A 15,429-nucleotide genomic window follows, 5' to 3' on the forward strand; every position below is an offset into this window, starting at 1 on the left:
TGCCCTATTGAGGCTGGAAGACGTCATCTGATTCCAGCCTCAGTGAGCTTGCATGACCGATAAGACGATCGACCGCCGCCTCTTTCTGTTCGGAGGCGCCACGCTTTTTCTCGCGCCGCTCGTCGGTTGCGGCACGCGCCGCCTCGTGGGTGACGGCGCGCGAATGACGAGGGACGCCGCGCCGGCCTTCTCCGAAATAAGAAGCAGCAACGCGCTCGGCTCGATCCGGGCGGACCGCGAACTGGAAACGGCAGCGCTCGAACAGGCCGGCCACATGGCCCAAAGCGGCCGCATGGCGCATGATACCGGCCGGGGCAGGGACTTTGCCGCCCGTATGGGCCGCGTGACGACCAATGGCGCGGCCGCCGAGAATCTTGCGCGCGGCCGGTTCGACACCGCACGCGTCATGTCGGTGTGGATGAATTCGCCGGGCCATCGGCGCAACATGCTCGACCCGCGTTTCGGCCGCTTCGGGCTTGCCTATGTGACGGACCCGGCGGATGCGTCCCGGCGTTACTGGGCGATGGTTCTGGCCGCCTGAACCCGGCTGTCGAGCAGCGCGCGAGCGGCATCCGCGTCGATCGGGCGCGAAAAGAAGAAGCCCTGCGCCGAGCCGCAGCCGAGTTCCTTGAGAATCCGGACATGATCGGCCGTTTCCGTGCCCTCCGCCACCACGTCCATGCCCATGTTGCGGGCAAGGTCGAGAATGGTGCGGACGATTTCGTGCCCGTCCTCTCGCTCCTCGAGTGACATGACGAACGACCGGTCGATCTTCAGGACGTCGCACGGCAGATTGTGCAGGTAGCTCAGCGACGAATAGCCCGTTCCGAAATCGTCGATGCTGACCCGCACGCCGACATGCCGAAGCGCCTTGATGATTTCGATCGTGCGCTCGGCATCGACCACAGGGACGCTTTCGGTGATTTCGAGGCGCACGCAACTCTTTGCGATACCCGTATCTCGGATCGCCGCGAGGACCTTCTCCAAAAAGTCCGGCTGATGGAACTGGCGCGGTGATACGTTGACGCTGACCGTCATCTCGCCGGTCGCGCTGCCTTGCTCTTGCCATGCGACCAGCGTTGCGAACGCCTCGCGCATGATCCAGTCCCCGAGGAACACGATGAGGCCGGTGTCCTCGGCAAGGCTGATGAACTCGTTGGGCGAAACGAGGTTTTCCACGCCCGGCCGTTTCCAGCGCACAAGCGCCTCGAACCCGGTTATCGAACCGTCCTCCAGCGTGACGATCGGCTGGTAGTGAAGCACGAATTCACGGTTGTGGAGCGCGTCCCTGAGGTCGCTTTCGAGCGCCAGCCTTGCCGCCGCGATCTCGTGCAGGCTGCGATCGAACACTTCGACCCGCGAACGCCCGGCGGATTTGGCCCGGTACATCGCAAGGTCCGCGTCGCGCATGACGTCGGCGACGTGCGAATAATCGTCGGTATGCGCGGCCACGCCGATCGAGGCCGACGCGTAGATATTCTGGCCACCGACGTCGATCGGGCGCGACAGGGCTTGCAGCAGCCTGCCGGCAAATTCGACCGCCTTGCCCGTGTCCACCACGCCTTCCAGAAGCACCGTGAATTCGTCGCCGCCGAGCCGTGCGAGCGTGGCAAGCATATCGTCGTCGCCCGCATGCTCCAAAACGGTCGAGAAACGTTCGGCGATCTCGATCAGCAGCGTGTCGCCGGCGCCGTGTCCGAGACTGTCGTTGACCAGCTTGAACCGGTCGAGATCGATGAAGAGAACCGCATAGTCGCTACCGGACCGCCGGCTTTTCATGGCGACGGCGCGTTCGAGCCGGTCGCTGAAAAGCAGGCGGTTCGGCAGACCGGTCAATGGATCGTGGGTCGCGTCGTGGATCAGCTTTTCTTCAGCGCGCTGGCGTTCGATGACGCGGCCGAGCTGGGTGCCGATCTGCGCCATGACCTTGAGAAGCTGCTCATCGATGTCCTGCGGATCGCGATGGAAGAATTCCATCACGGCGCACACAGCCGGGCCGACGAGGATCGGAAACGCGAACGCCGCGTGAAGGCCGCACGCCGCCGCGACATGGCAGCGAGGCAGGGTGGGATCGAGCGCGACATTGTCGATCCAGACCGCCGACCCCTTTGCAAGGACGCGTCCGGGCAAACCTTCGCCGCTGGCGAAACGCGTCGCCTGGGTCCGTTCGATGAAGGGCTTCAGCTTTTCCGCGTCGGCCGCGTGCCACATGCCGCTGGGCTTCAGACGCCCGTCGGTATCGTCCATGAGGTGGACGGTGCCGAACGGCCAGCCGGTATGTCGGCAAACGGCGTCGATTGCGAAGGAGAAGGTTTCGCCGGCCATCCGCTCCGTATTCGCTTTCGCCGTGATCGCTTCGAGAAGTTCGAGCTGCCTTTGACGCTCATAAAGATCGCGAAGGCCGCGCTCGGCGATCTCTTCTGCCTGCAACCTTGCGGACCGCTCGCGTTGCAGGCGGTTTTCCAGCTTCAGGATGCGCAAATTGAGTTCGGTAACCGGATCGGCGGGCAGGGCGCCGGATGCTAGTGGGCCCATTTGATTTCCATGAGGCACCGGTCGGCGCCGTGATTCATGCATGATTGGTGTTCGATCGTCACTTCTTCGCAAAAGATGTTCGCGGCGCCCTTCACGAAGCCGTGGGCGAGGTCGCACATCTGACGGGAAGATTCGTAGCCCATGGTAATCGTGTTGCCGTCGCCTTCCTTGAAGTGGAAGAACGGGCAATTCGCGCCCGAATAGAGCTTGCGCACTTCGGGATGGATGATGCTGTTTATCGACAGGATGAAATTGCGCGCCGACTGATGGTTTTCGAACAGCGTGGGATAGCGCTCCTTGAGGATCGGCATCGCTTCCTCGCCGAACCATTGCAGGACTTCGCCGTTGGATTTGCCCAGCTTCGCCGCTGCCGCGCCGACCAGCGCGACGATCTCGTCATCCGAATAATTGCCGAGCGAAGTATAGGCGCCGGTCACATTTGCATCGTCGAGCAGGTCGTCCCATGTCTCGTTGCCGAACGTGCGCACCACGGCCTCCTCGAGGAGGTTGAAAACGACACCCTTCATGAAAAGCCCCCGCTTGATAATGTCGCGACGCTAGCGGCGAGTCTTGACGAATCCATTAATCGCGAGTTTGTGCGGTGCAGCGCTTCCCAAGCGGGAACGGGCATGGTACCAGCCGGCGCCAACCCCAGTTTCCGGCCGAGGAATGGCAATGGCGAAAATCATCGAATCCGCAACCGGCGCGATCGCGCTGACCTTTGACGACGTGCTGCTTCAGCCCGGTCACTCGAATGTGATGCCCGGCCAGACGGATGTCTCGACACGCATCGCACGCGATATCGATCTGAACATCCCGATCCTGTCGGCTGCCATGGACACCGTAACGGATTCGCGGCTCGCCATCGCCATGGCGCAGGCCGGCGGCATCGGCGTCGTCCATCGCAATTTTTCGCCTGCCGAACAGGCCGAGGAAGTCCGTCAGGTCAAGAAATTCGAGAGCGGGATGGTCGTCAACCCTGTGACGATCGGGCCTGACGCGACGCTCGGCGATGCGCAGGCGCTGATGCGCGCGCATGGCATCTCCGGCATTCCCGTCGTCGCCAATGGCGGAACGGGCGGCCATCGCACCGGTGAACTCGTCGGCATCCTCACCAACCGCGACGTACGGTTCGCCTCCGATCCAGCCCAGACGGTGCGCGAACTGATGACGCATCAGAACCTCATCACCGTGAAGGAAACGGTCGATCAGGAAGAAGCCAAGCGCCTTCTTCACCAGCACCGGATCGAAAAGCTGCTCGTGGTTGACGGGGAAGGCCGCTGCGTCGGTCTCATCACCGTCAAGGACATCGAGAAGAGCCAGCTCAACCCGAACGCGGCGAAGGATTCGCAAGGCCGCTTGCGCGTCGCTGCCGCCACCAGCGTTGGTGACGACGGCTTCGAGCGTGCCGAGCGCCTGATCGACGCCGGCGTCGATCTGCTCGTCATCGATACCGCGCACGGCCATTCGCAGCGCGTCCTCGACGCCGTCCTGCGCGCAAAGAAGCTGTCCAACTCGGTTCGCATCATGGCCGGCAACGTCGCGACCGCGGAGGCAACGAAGGCGCTCATCGATGCGGGCGCGGATTCGGTCAAGATCGGCATCGGGCCGGGCTCGATCTGCACCACCCGCATCGTGGCGGGCGTTGGTGTTCCGCAGCTTTCCGCGATCATGGCGGCGGCGGAGGAAGCCGACAAGGCCGGCCTTGGCGTCATCGCCGATGGCGGCATCAAGTTCTCCGGCGATCTCGCCAAGGCACTGGCGGCCGGCGCATGCGCGGCGATGGTCGGCTCGCTTCTGGCCGGCACCGAAGAAAGTCCCGGCGAGGTCTATCTGCATCAAGGCCGCTCGTTCAAAGCCTATCGCGGCATGGGGTCGGTCGGCGCGATGGCGCGCGGCTCGGCCGATCGCTACTTCCAGGCGGAAGTGCGCGATACGCTCAAGCTTGTGCCGGAAGGCATCGAAGGACAGGTGCCCTACAAGGGCCCGGTCGGCGGCGTGCTGCACCAGCTCGTCGGCGGCCTCAAAGCTGCGATGGGCTATGTCGGCGCACCGAACCTTGCTGAACTGCGCGAGCGCGCGACCTTCGTGCGCATCTCGAATGCCGGCTGGCGCGAGAGCCACACGCATGACGTCGCCATCACGCGTGAAAGCCCCAACTATCCCAGCATGAGCTGATCGCTCACGCCGCCTTATCCGAGGCGGCTGACATGATCAGCGAACGGTGCGTGGCCACGCCGGCCATGGCACCGCGGCTGACGGCCATAGCGATCGTCGCCATCGGATTGGCGGCGTCGCCGCAGGCGAAAACGCCTGCGATATTGGTCGCCTGCATTGCGTCCACCTTGATGATGTCGCCGATCGCCGTCGGATCGACAGTGCAGCCGAGTTGTGCGTGAATGTCGTTGGTCAGGCGAAATTCGGGTGTCACGAACAGTCCGTCGAACGCCGCTTCCGTACCGTCGTCCAAAGTGAGAACAGGCGCACCGGGCATGCCCGCAACGCGCCTTATAAGCGATGAATGGAGCGCGATGTTGCGCCTTGCAAACTCGGCGCGATCGGCATCCTGAGGTTTGAACGTCCCGTTGGAAAACAGCGTCGTCTCACCCCACTCGCTGACCATGATCGCTTTTTGAGCCGACATCAGGCCAGTCGCGATAACGGCCAGCCGACCGCGTTGCATTTCGTAGCCGTGGCAATAGGGGCAACTGAAGGCATTGATGCCCCATTGCTCCGAAAGTCCGTCGATTTCCGGCAGAATATCCTCGACACCGCCGGCAAGGATGATCCGCCGCGCCCGAAAGATATCGCCCATGGAATCGCCGATGGTGAAATCGTCCATCTCGCCGGATGCCTCGACCGCGCGCGCGTCTTTCCAGACGACATCGGGGTAGGCGAGAAGCTGCGCCTTCGCCTCCTCGGCTATGGCTGCGGGCGACACGCCGTCGCGGCCGAGAAATCCGTGCGAATGCGAGGCGAAGCGGTTGCGCCGGGCGCCGGCATCGATGATGAGCACGGATTTGCGCGCCCGGGCAAGCTGAAGCGCTGCCGATATGCCTGCATAGCTGCCGCCGATGACGGCGACGTCATGAATGGTGGTGGGCATGATGATGATCCTTGAGTTTGTCTTCGAAGTCGGACCGGATGTCCGCAAGCGTGATCGCCGCAAGACGCTGGAGAACCAGGCTCTGCACATCCTCCATCGCGGTTGCCATGCGCGCGTTGACCGCCCGCTCGACAAGACATTGCGGATTGTCGTTTCGATTGCCGAAAGCGAGCAGCGCCGGATGGCCGAGCGCGGCGTGGATGTCGGCGAGCGTGATCTCGTTCAAAGAGCGCTCCAGCAGCCAGCCGCCGCCATGACCCTTTTCCGACCTGACGAGGCCGGCTTCGCGCAGGCCCGACATGGTGCGTCTCACGACGACAGGATTGGTGCCCAGCATCGCAGCCATGGTTTCGGACGTCAGGGGGCTGCCGGCATCGGCCATATGAAGGACGAGGTGCAGCACGGAGGAAAGTCGCGTATCCAGTTTCATGAAACAAATAAAGTTACGAGAAAGGCGAATGTCAAGGGCGCTGCGCGTGAACGGGCTTTCGCTTTTTCGCGCCGCCTGTCAGTTTGCGGCGTGGAAACGGAGTTCTCCCATGAATCAGGTCGCCATTTTCTGGCCGATGATCGCGCATGCGGTGCTGGTCTTCGGCATTTATTTTCTGATGTTCTTTCGGCGCAAGGCGGCGGTTCAGGCCGGGTCCACGACCGTTTCGCAATTTCGCGAGAACACGAAGGAGCCGCCCGAGAGCCTGTTCGTGCGCAACAATCTGGCGAACCAGTTCGAACTGCCGGTGCTTTTCCACGTCGTGTGTCTGGCGCTTTACGCGGTCCAGGCTGTGGATGTCGTAGCCGTGGTTCTTTCGTGGCTGTTCGTCGCCTCGCGCTATATCCACGCCTTTATTCATATGACATCGAACCGGATTCGCTACCGCCAGCCAGCTTTTTCCGCGGGGTTCCTGATTCTCGGCATCTTGTGGGTGTGGCTGGCTATCGCGATTCTCTAGTCAGTTCCCCGATCGTCGCGGCGAGTTCCCGGAACTCGCCTTCGCGCGTGGCGTGTTTGCGCCAGACCATGCCGATCAGGCGCGACGGGACGGGATCGGCGAACGGCACGAATTTCACGCCGGGCAAGGTGCGCGATGCAGGCAGCGCCATATCCGGCACCAGCGTCAGCCCCTGGCCGTGGGCGACCATCTGCAACAGGGTCGTCAGGCTCGTCGCGCCGAAATTGGTCATTGCGACGGGTTTGACCGAACCGCAGATCGCCAATGCCTGATCGCGCAGGCAATGTCCTTCCTCCAGCAGGATCAGTCGCTCGAGTTCCGGACTTTCCGGCGCGACCGGCGGTTCGATGAAATCGGGGTCGTGTTCGGGAACGGCGAGCACGAAGCAATCATCCATCATGGGTTCGCTCGCCAACCGCTTCTCATCGAGCGGCAGCGCGGCGATGAACGCGTCGAGCCGGCCGGCAAGCGTTTCTTCCACCAGCGTCGCGGTCACCGATTCCCTCAATTCCAGCGACAGGTCGGGAAAGCGCTGTCCAAGCGCGGGAAGGATCGCGGGCAGGAGATAGGGCGCGACGGTCGGGATGACGCCGAGCCGCAAGCGTCCGGACATGGCCGCCCGCTCGCGTCGCGCAAATCCTTCGATGTCGCGCATGTCGCCAAGCACGCGCTCGATGCGCGGCAGCAGAATCTGCGCGTCGTCGGACAAGGTCACGCCGCGCCGCCCGCGTTCGAACAGGCGCATGCCAAGCTTTTCCTCCATCTCGGCGATCTGCGCGGAAAGCGCCGGCTGCGTCACCCCGGCAAGCTGCGCGGCACGGCCGAAATGCAGCGTTTCGGCGAGCGCGGCGAAATATTCCATCTGGCGAATGGTGAGTTTTATCATAATCAAAATCTATCGCTATTCTTAGAAATCGCAATTTGAAATTATGGTCGTGGTTGAATATGTCCATCCTGATCGCCCGCGCTAAAGCGCGGGCCACCAAGCAAACCGCCAGGGAGAAAAGACATGGATGCGAAGGTTGAGGAAAATGGTGCAGGCAAATGCCCTGTCACGCATTCCCGTGGCCGCCAGAATCGCGACTGGTGGCCAAACCAGCTCAATGTGAGCGTGCTTCACCAGAACAACGCCGAAGCCAATCCGATGGGCGAGGCGTTCGATTACGTCAAGGAATTCGAGAATCTCGATATCGACGCCGTGGTCGCCGACCTCACGGCGCTGATGACGGATTCGCAGGAATGGTGGCCGGCCGACTACGGTCATTACGGCCCGTTCTTCATCCGCATGGCCTGGCACAGCGCCGGCACCTACCGCGTCGGTGACGGGCGCGGCGGCGGCGGGCGCGGGCAGCAGCGCTTCGCGCCGCTCAACTCGTGGCCGGACAACGGCAATCTCGACAAGGCGCGCCGCCTTCTGTGGCCGATCAAGCAGAAATACGGCCGCGCATTGTCGTGGGCCGATCTGATGATCCTGACCGGCAACGTCGCGCTGGAATCTATGGGCTTCAAGACCTACGGATTTGGCGGTGGCCGCGCCGACACCTGGGAGCCGGAAAACCACGTCAACTGGGGCGCGGAAGACAAGTGGCTCGCCGACAGTTCTCATGAGAACAGCCGCTATTCGGGCGACCGTGAACTCCACGGCAATCTCGGCGCGGTCCAGATGGGCCTGATCTACGTCAATCCGGAAGGCCCGGACGGCAACCCGGACCCGATGAAATCGGCCCGCGACATCCGCGAGACGTTCGGCCGCATGGCGATGAACGACGAGGAGACCGTCGCGCTGGTCGCCGGCGGCCACACCTTCGGCAAGGCGCATGGTGCCGGTCCCGCCGATCATGTCGGCTTCGAGCCGGAAGGCGCGGAGATCGAGCATCAGGGCCTTGGCTGGGCATCGACGTTCGAAAGCGGCATGGCCGGCCATACGATCACCAGCGGCATCGAGGGCGCGTGGACGCCGACGCCGATCACATGGGACATGGCGTTCTTCGACACGCTTTACGGCCATGAGTGGGAACTGACCAAGAGCCCGGCCGGCGCGAACCAGTGGAAGCCGGTCGGCACGACCGGCGACGATACCGTGCCTGACGCGCATGACGGCCAGAAGAAGCACGCGCCGATGATGACGACCGCCGACATGGCGCTGCGCACGGACCCGGAATACGACAGGATCGCGCGCCGTTTCCATGCCAATCCGCAGGAATTCGCCGAGGCGTTCGCAAAGGCCTGGTACAAGCTCACCCATCGCGACATGGGGCCGTTGAAGCTTTATCGTGGCAAGCTCGTGCCGAAGGAACCGCTGATCTGGCAGGACCCGATCCCCGAGGTCGATCATCCGCTGGTGGACAACACGGACGTTGCGGCATTGAAGGTGAAGATCGCCGATAGCGGCCTGAGTGTCTCGGAACTGACCTCGACGGCTTGGGCGTCGGCGTCGACGTTCCGCGAATCCGACAAGCGCGGCGGCGCCAATGGTGCACGCGTTCGTCTTGCGCCGCAAAAGGACTGGGACGTCAACAACCCTGCCGAACTGGCAAAGGTTCTGACGGCTCTTGAGAAGATCAGGGACGAGTTCAATGCCTCGCAGACCGGCGGCAAGAAGATCTCGCTCGCCGATCTGATCGTGCTGGCCGGCTCCGTCGGCGTCGAGAAAGCCGCGAAGGACGCCGGGCATACGATTTCGGTGCCGTTCACGCCCGGCCGCATGGATGCGTCCCAGGAACAGACGGAAGTCGAATCCTTCGATTACATGGAGCCGAAAGCCGATGGCTTCCGCAATTATGTGCGCAATCCGATCATGTCGGTCGAGGAGCATCTGGTCGACCGCGCGCAACTGCTCCTGCTGACCGCGCCTGAGATGACGGTGCTCGTCGGCGGCCTGCGCGTCCTCGGCGTCGGAAGCCCCGAACACGGTGTGCTGACCGACAGACCGGGCAAGCTCACCAACGATTTCTTCCTCAATTTGCTCGACATGGGCACGAAGTGGAAGGGGATCGAAGGTTCGGATGGCATCTTCGAAGGGCTCGACCGCAAGACGGGCGAAAAGCGCTGGACCGCGACGCGTGCCGATTTGATCTTCGGCTCCCATTCCCAGCTTCGCGCCTTCGCCGAAGTCTACGGCAGCAATGATGCAAAGGAAAAGTTCGCAAAGGACTTCGCCGCCGCCTGGGTCAAGGTCATGGAACTCGACCGTTTCGATCTCGGAGAGGCCCGCCGCAAGGCCGCCTGACGCGCAGCGTTTTCGAACATGGCAGGCCGGGCAATGCCCGGCCTGCCAGATGACGATGATTTGACGCCGATCAGTGCCCGGCCTTCGTCATAATACGCCACCTTTCGGGTTGCGCGGGACGGCCGCTGCCATTAGCAAGCGCTCATCCGGGTAACCGACGACAGGATATGACATGCGCTTGGGCGGCAGGCTGGCAGCAGCCATCGACGTTTTGACCGATATGGAAACCCGCCACAGGCCGGCGGCCGAAGCGCTGAAGGACTGGGGCCTGTCGCATCGCTTCGCCGGCGCCGGCGACCGCGCTGCGATCGGAAACATCGTCTACGACGCCTTGCGTCGCAAGCGCTCGGCCGGCTGGCTCGCGGGAAGCGACACGCCGCGCGGCATTGCGCTCGGTGCGCTGGTCCTTGAGCAGGGAATGAGTGTTGCCGACATCGTTTCAGCGGTCGAAGGCGACCGGTTTGCGCCGCAGCCGCCCACGGCCGAAGAAATCGAGGCGCTGACAACGCGTCGACTGGAAGATGCGCCGCCGCTCGTTCAGGCCGATTGTCCCGATTGGTGCGAGCCACTCCTGCGCGAAACGTTCGGAGAGGCGTGGATCAACGAGGCCGCTGGCCTTGCCGCGCGCCCGCCGCTCGACATGCGCGTCAACACGTTGAAATCCGACGACGCCCGAGTTGCAGCCGAATTGCACCAGACCGGCGCGGCGGCTACCGAAATCGCGCTTCACGGTCTACGCATCGCGCCCATCGAAGGCGCCGGCCGCCACCCGAACGTGCAGGTGGAGCCGGCCTTCCAGAAGGGCTGGTTCGAGGTGCAGGACGAGGGCTCGCAGATGGCCGCGTCACTTGCCATGGCGACGCCCGGCATGCAGGTTCTCGACTATTGCGCCGGCGCGGGCGGCAAGACGCTGGCTTTGGCGGCCACAATGGAAAACAAGGGCCAGATCTTCGCCCACGATTCCGACAAGGCGCGGCTCGCACCTATCTTCGACCGCCTGAAGCGGGCAGGGGTTCGCAACGCGCAGGTGGTGGCCGGCGAGGCCAATCTTTCCGGCCTCGAAGGCCAGATGGACCTCGTGCTGATCGACGCGCCCTGCACGGGCTCAGGCACATGGCGTCGGCGGCCCGACGCGAAATGGCGGCTGACCGACCGCCAGCTTGAAACCCGCACGAACGAGCAAAGTGAAATCCTTGAAAAGGCGAGCCGTTTCGCGAAGCCCGGAGGCCGCGTCGTCTACGTGACCTGTTCCGTCTTCGATGCGGAGAACGGCGCGCGGATCGACGATTTCCTGGCGCGGAACCCGGCATTCGAGCCGGTCGATCACGAGGCGCATTTCCACGCGGTTTTTCCCGGTCATGCCGGCCGCGCCCGTATTCGAAAGGATCGTGGCGTGGTTCTGTCGCCGCGCCTGACCAGCACCGACGGTTTCTTCGTCGCCCTGTTGAAAAAGACGAGCTGACCGGAACATTGACGCCACGGCAAAGCGCGCCAGATTCCCGGTGTCTTATCGGAGCCTGACATGTCGCGCTTTCTCACCCTTGCCCTGTTCGTCCTTCTCGTCGTCGTCGGCGGCTCGCTGATCGGCGTCAACAACGTGCCCGGCGAGTGGTATCAGTCGCTCGCCAAGCCACCCTTCAATCCGCCCAACTGGATATTCGCGCCGGTCTGGACGATTCTCTACGTGCTGATCGCGGTTGCCGGCTGGCGCATCTGGCGCGAGCGGTCGACGCGCGGGGCGATGACCGCCTGGTGGGTGCAACTCGGCCTGAATTTTCTCTGGTCACCGGTCTTCTTTACGCTCAATTCGATCGGTCTTGCGCTGCTCGTCATTCTGGCGTTGCTGGTCACCATCATCGTGTTCATCCGCATAGCGTGGGATCGCGACCGCATTTCCGCGGTTCTGTTCATCCCCTATCTCGCGTGGGTCGCCTTCGCGACGCTTCTCAACGCCTCGATCTGGTTTCTGAACTGAGGGAACACGACATGCCGATAATTCTGAAGCGAAACGATCAGGAGCGCTCGCCCGGCGGTACCGCGCTTTTCGAAGGCGGCGAGCACGGCGCGCCGATCTCGCTTTTCCTGCTCGACACGGAGAGCGGCAAGGGGCCGGACCTTCACCGCCATCCATATCCGGAGCTCTGGGTGATCCACGAAGGGACGGCACGATTTCTCGTCGATGAAGAGGAGATCATCGCGGAGCCGGGCGACGTCGTGATGGTCGAGGCGGGAATCTGGCACGGCTTCAAGAGCTCCGGCAATGTTCGGCTCAAAGCCACCTGCATTCATTCCAATGGCCGCATCGTGCAGGAGTTCAAGGCCGACATCGAGGGCTGACGCGCCCACAGATTGCCACCTTCATGCTGCTTTGCAATAAACGCGAGACAGCAGAAGGTGGACGATGAACGATCTTTTCAAGCCCGATGGCGATTACGAGGAGCGCGTGCGCGCCAGTTTCGACCGCCAGGAGGTCATGGACACGCTGGGCGCGGAACTGACCAGCGTGACACCCGGCATCGTCGAGATCGAGTTGGACTACAAGACGTCGCTTACCCAGCAGCACGGCTATCTTCATGCCGGCGTCATCTCGACGGCGCTCGATTCGGCCTGCGGTTATGCCGCCTATTCGCTGATGCCTGCCGATGCGGCGGTGCTGACCATCGAATTCAAGGTCAATCTTCTGTCGCCGGGCAAGGGCGAGCGTTTCCTGTTTCGCGGGTCCGTGACCAAGCCCGGCCGCACCATCATCGTCGCCGACGGACAGGCTTATGCGCTCGATGGCGACACCAATCCCAAGCTGGTGGCGACGATGACCGCGACGATCATGGTCGTCGCGGGCCGCGAGGGCATTCGCGGATGATTGGCACACCGATCTCGGAAAAACTGGTCGGCGACCACCGGATCCTTTTCCTGATGGCCGCTCCTGCGGAATATGGCGCGCATCTCAAACGTCTCTTCACGCCGCTGATCGTCGGCGTCGGCCCGGTCGAGGCGGCGGTTGGAACTGCATCGGCACTTGCCCGGCTTGCCGCGAACGGCCGCGCGCCGCATATCGTCGTGTCGCTGGGCTCCGCCGGCTCGCGCACGCTCGATCATGCCGCCGTCTATCAGGCAAGCTCGGTGTCCTACCGCGATATGGACGCCTCAGTGCTGGGTTTCGCCAAGGGCATAACACCCTATCTCGACCTCCCGGCCGAAATCGCGTTGCCATTGGCGGTTCCCGGAATTGCATCCGCGCGCCTGTCGACCGGCGCGAAATTCGTCTCGGGCACGGCTTATGACGCGATCGACGCCGACATGGTCGATATGGAAACTTTCGCGATCCTGCGCGCCTGTCAAAGCTTCGATGTGCCGCTCGTTGCCTTGCGCGGCATTTCGGACGGACGAAGCGAACTCACCGGCTTGTCCGACTGGACCGATTACCTCGATATCGTCGACGAGCGGCTTGCCGAGGCCATCGAAAAACTGGAAGCGGCAATCATAGGCGGTCTTCTGACGCCCTAGCCATACTGGCGCGCACCCGCCAGAACAGGAACGGTATCAGGATCATCTCGGCCGCGAAGGGCATGCCGACCAGCGGGTCGGCCAGAACGCTGAGGTCGGGCGCGGACAGCCGCGACAATCCGCCGATCACCATGAACGCAAGCGCCGCCAGAACCGCCTGTCGCAGGCGATCGAGCCAGGCCGTCGATGCGATGAACAGCAGCCCGATCGCGAACCACAGGCCGCCGAGATATCGGACGTGGCTGTCATGCACCGCGAAGCTGGCAGGGTCGGTGATCTGGACGAAATCGCGCGGCCCTTCGAGGCCGAGGGTGGCGATGCCGCCGAAGCCGACATTGGCTCCCGTCGTCAGCGCTACGAGGCCGGTGAGGCCAAGAAGAGCCCTGACGACGGGCTGACGCGACGATCCTTGCATGGCCACCTCCACCTTGCGGGAATAAGGTGCGCGAGAAGCGGTAAAGTGGCAAGACACCCCATTGCGCCGCGTCGGCCTTTTCTTTAAACGCTCGTCATGACAAGCGAAGCCCATCCCGACACCGTCCTCATCATCGATTTCGGCTCCCAAGTCACGCAGCTCATCGCGCGCCGCGTGCGCGAGGCTGGCGTCTATTCCGAGATCGTTCCCTTCCAGCTTGCCGAAGAGGCGTTCGGCCGCATCGCGCCGAAAGCCGTGATCCTGTCCGGCAGCCCGGCCTCCACAACCGAGATGGGCAGCCCGCGCGCGCCGCAGATCGTGTTCGAGGCGGGCATTCCCGTGCTCGGCATCTGCTATGGCGAACAAACCATGTGCGACCAGCTCGGCGGCAAGGTCGAGGCGGGGCATCACCGCGAATTCGGCCGCGCCTTCCTCGATATCGAGGATGATTGCGCGCTGTTCGACGGCGTCTGGGCCAAGGGCACGCGTCATCAGGTCTGGATGAGCCATGGCGACCGCGTCACCGCCATCCCCGAGGGTTTCCGCGTCGTCGGCACCTCGACCGGCGCACCCTTCGCGGCAATCGCCGACGACAAGCGCCGCTTTTATGCCGTGCAGTTCCACCCCGAAGTCGTCCACACGCCGGACGGCGCGAAGCTTCTGACGAACTTCGTCCACAAGATCGCGGGCCTTGCCGGTGACTGGACGATGGCCGCCTATCGCGAGCAGGCCGTGCAGGCGATCCGCGATCAGGTCGGCGACGGCAAGGTCATCTGCGCGCTGTCGGGAGGCGTCGATTCTTCCGTGGCCGCGCTTCTGATCCACGAGGCGGTCGGCGATCAGTTGACCTGCATCCTCGTCGACCACGGCCTGATGCGCAAGAACGAGGCGGCCGACGTCGTCGCCATGTTCCGCGAGCATTACAATTTGCCGCTGATTCTCGTAAACGCGCAGGACCGCTTCATCGGCGCGCTGGAAGGCGAGAGCGATCCCGAAAAGAAGCGCAAGACGATCGGCCGCCTGTTCATCGAGGTCTTCGAGGAAGAGGCCAAGAAACTGGGCGGTGCGGATTTCCTTGCACAAGGCACGCTTTACCCTGACGTGATCGAAAGCGTCTCCTTCACTGGCGGCCCTTCCGTCACCATCAAGTCGCACCACAATGTCGGCGGCCTGCCCGAACGCATGAACATGAAGCTGGTCGAGCCGCTGCGCGAACTGTTCAAGGATGAAGTGCGCGTGCTCGGCAAGGAACTCGGCCTGCCGGAGCATTTCATCGGCCGCCATCCGTTCCCCGGTCCCGGCCTCGCGATCCGCTGCCCCGGCGGCATAACGCGCGAAAAGCTGGAAATCCTGCGCGAGGCCGACGCGATCTATCTGGACGAAATCCGCAAGGCCGGCCTCTACGACGCGATCTGGCAAGCCTTCGCCGTCCTCCTGCCGGTCCAGACTGTCGGCGTCATGGGCGACGGCCGCACCTACGAATTCGTCTGCGCCCTGCGCGCCGTGACCTCCGTCGACGGCATGACGGCTGATTTCTACCACTACGACATGGAATTCCTCGGCCGCGCGGCAACCCGCATCATCAACGAGGTCAAAGGCGTCAACCGCGTCGTCTACGACGTGACGAGCAAACCGCCGGGAACGATCGAGTGGGAATGATTCAGGCCGTTAATTAGGCGCTGTGTTTTTG

16 protein-coding genes are annotated in these 15,429 nt (G+C 63.2%); 10 read left to right on the forward strand and 6 right to left on the reverse strand.

Annotated features, from left to right (window positions below):
* Positions 1-52 precede the first annotated feature (52 nt).
* Complete coding sequence (locus GTW25_RS13460) at positions 53-541, forward strand: CAP domain-containing protein (RefSeq protein ID WP_252912652.1); 489 nt, start codon at positions 53-55, stop codon at positions 539-541.
* Here the strand turns inward: GTW25_RS13460 and GTW25_RS13465 are convergent.
* Together GTW25_RS13465 and GTW25_RS13470 are read right to left on the reverse strand one after the other, a co-directional pair.
* A complete protein-coding gene (locus GTW25_RS13465; RefSeq protein ID WP_252912653.1) occupies positions 514-2,535 on the reverse strand; it encodes an EAL domain-containing protein in 2,022 nt (673 codons plus the stop codon). The genes GTW25_RS13460 and GTW25_RS13465 overlap by 28 nt on opposite strands.
* Positions 2,523-3,062: a heme NO-binding domain-containing protein gene (locus GTW25_RS13470; RefSeq protein ID WP_252912654.1), complete on the reverse strand. Its 540-nt coding sequence runs from the start codon at positions 3,060-3,062 to the stop codon at positions 2,523-2,525. The genes GTW25_RS13465 and GTW25_RS13470 overlap by 13 nt, the downstream gene beginning before the upstream one ends.
* A gap of 148 nt (positions 3,063-3,210) precedes the next feature.
* Between GTW25_RS13470 and guaB the strand changes: the two genes are divergently transcribed.
* Positions 3,211-4,713 carry an IMP dehydrogenase gene (gene guaB, locus GTW25_RS13475; RefSeq protein WP_252912655.1) on the forward strand — a complete coding sequence of 501 codons (1,503 nt, stop codon included), beginning with the start codon at positions 3,211-3,213 and terminating at the stop codon, positions 4,711-4,713.
* Positions 4,714-4,717: 4 nt separating this feature from the next.
* Here guaB and GTW25_RS13480 read toward each other — a convergent pair whose 3' ends face one another.
* Both GTW25_RS13480 and GTW25_RS13485 read right to left on the reverse strand, forming a co-directional pair.
* Positions 4,718-5,641: an NAD(P)/FAD-dependent oxidoreductase gene (locus tag GTW25_RS13480; protein ID WP_252912656.1), complete on the reverse strand. Its 924-nt coding sequence runs from the start codon at positions 5,639-5,641 to the stop codon at positions 4,718-4,720.
* A complete protein-coding gene (locus GTW25_RS13485) occupies positions 5,622-6,071 on the reverse strand; it encodes an Rrf2 family transcriptional regulator (protein WP_252912657.1) in 450 nt (149 codons plus the stop codon). The genes GTW25_RS13480 and GTW25_RS13485 overlap by 20 nt, the downstream gene beginning before the upstream one ends.
* A gap of 109 nt (positions 6,072-6,180) precedes the next feature.
* On the opposite strand from GTW25_RS13485, the gene GTW25_RS13490 reads away from it, so the two are divergent.
* Complete coding sequence (locus GTW25_RS13490) at positions 6,181-6,591, forward strand: MAPEG family protein (protein ID WP_252912658.1); 411 nt, start codon at positions 6,181-6,183, stop codon at positions 6,589-6,591.
* On the opposite strand, the gene GTW25_RS13495 is transcribed toward GTW25_RS13490, so the two are convergent.
* Complete coding sequence (locus GTW25_RS13495; protein ID WP_252912659.1) at positions 6,575-7,477, reverse strand: hydrogen peroxide-inducible genes activator; 903 nt, start codon at positions 7,475-7,477, stop codon at positions 6,575-6,577. The two genes, GTW25_RS13490 and GTW25_RS13495, sit on opposite strands and share 17 nt — an antisense overlap.
* Before the next feature lie 123 nt (positions 7,478-7,600).
* Between GTW25_RS13495 and katG the strand changes: the two genes are divergently transcribed.
* From katG to GTW25_RS13525, 6 genes are all read left to right on the forward strand, one after another.
* Entirely contained in the window at positions 7,601-9,820 is a 2,220-nt protein-coding gene (katG, locus tag GTW25_RS13500) for a catalase/peroxidase HPI (RefSeq protein ID WP_252912660.1), read from the forward strand.
* Positions 9,821-9,992: 172 nt separating this feature from the next.
* Entirely contained in the window at positions 9,993-11,282 is a 1,290-nt protein-coding gene (locus tag GTW25_RS13505) for an RsmB/NOP family class I SAM-dependent RNA methyltransferase (RefSeq protein ID WP_252912661.1), read from the forward strand.
* Positions 11,283-11,342: 60 nt separating this feature from the next.
* The gene (locus tag GTW25_RS13510; protein WP_252912662.1) at positions 11,343-11,795 is read left to right on the forward strand and encodes a TspO/MBR family protein; all 453 of its coding nucleotides are present in this window, start codon (positions 11,343-11,345) and stop codon (positions 11,793-11,795) included.
* A gap of 11 nt (positions 11,796-11,806) precedes the next feature.
* Positions 11,807-12,157: a cupin domain-containing protein gene (locus tag GTW25_RS13515; protein ID WP_252912663.1), complete on the forward strand. Its 351-nt coding sequence runs from the start codon at positions 11,807-11,809 to the stop codon at positions 12,155-12,157.
* 64 nt (positions 12,158-12,221) lie between these two features.
* Complete coding sequence (locus GTW25_RS13520; RefSeq protein WP_252912664.1) at positions 12,222-12,680, forward strand: PaaI family thioesterase; 459 nt, start codon at positions 12,222-12,224, stop codon at positions 12,678-12,680.
* Entirely contained in the window at positions 12,677-13,324 is a 648-nt protein-coding gene (locus GTW25_RS13525) for a 5'-methylthioadenosine/S-adenosylhomocysteine nucleosidase (RefSeq protein ID WP_252912665.1), read from the forward strand. The genes GTW25_RS13520 and GTW25_RS13525 overlap by 4 nt, the downstream gene beginning before the upstream one ends.
* On the opposite strand, the gene GTW25_RS13530 is transcribed toward GTW25_RS13525, so the two are convergent.
* A complete protein-coding gene (locus tag GTW25_RS13530; RefSeq protein WP_252912666.1) occupies positions 13,299-13,739 on the reverse strand; it encodes a DUF4345 domain-containing protein in 441 nt (146 codons plus the stop codon). The genes GTW25_RS13525 and GTW25_RS13530 overlap by 26 nt on opposite strands.
* A gap of 96 nt (positions 13,740-13,835) precedes the next feature.
* On the opposite strand from GTW25_RS13530, the gene guaA reads away from it, so the two are divergent.
* A complete protein-coding gene (gene guaA / locus GTW25_RS13535; RefSeq protein WP_252912667.1) occupies positions 13,836-15,398 on the forward strand; it encodes a glutamine-hydrolyzing GMP synthase in 1,563 nt (520 codons plus the stop codon).
* Positions 15,399-15,429: the final 31 nt, after the last annotated feature.

This window comes from Aliihoeflea aestuarii, assembly GCF_024105665.1.
Lineage (GTDB): Bacteria > Pseudomonadota > Alphaproteobacteria > Rhizobiales > Rhizobiaceae > Aliihoeflea > Aliihoeflea aestuarii.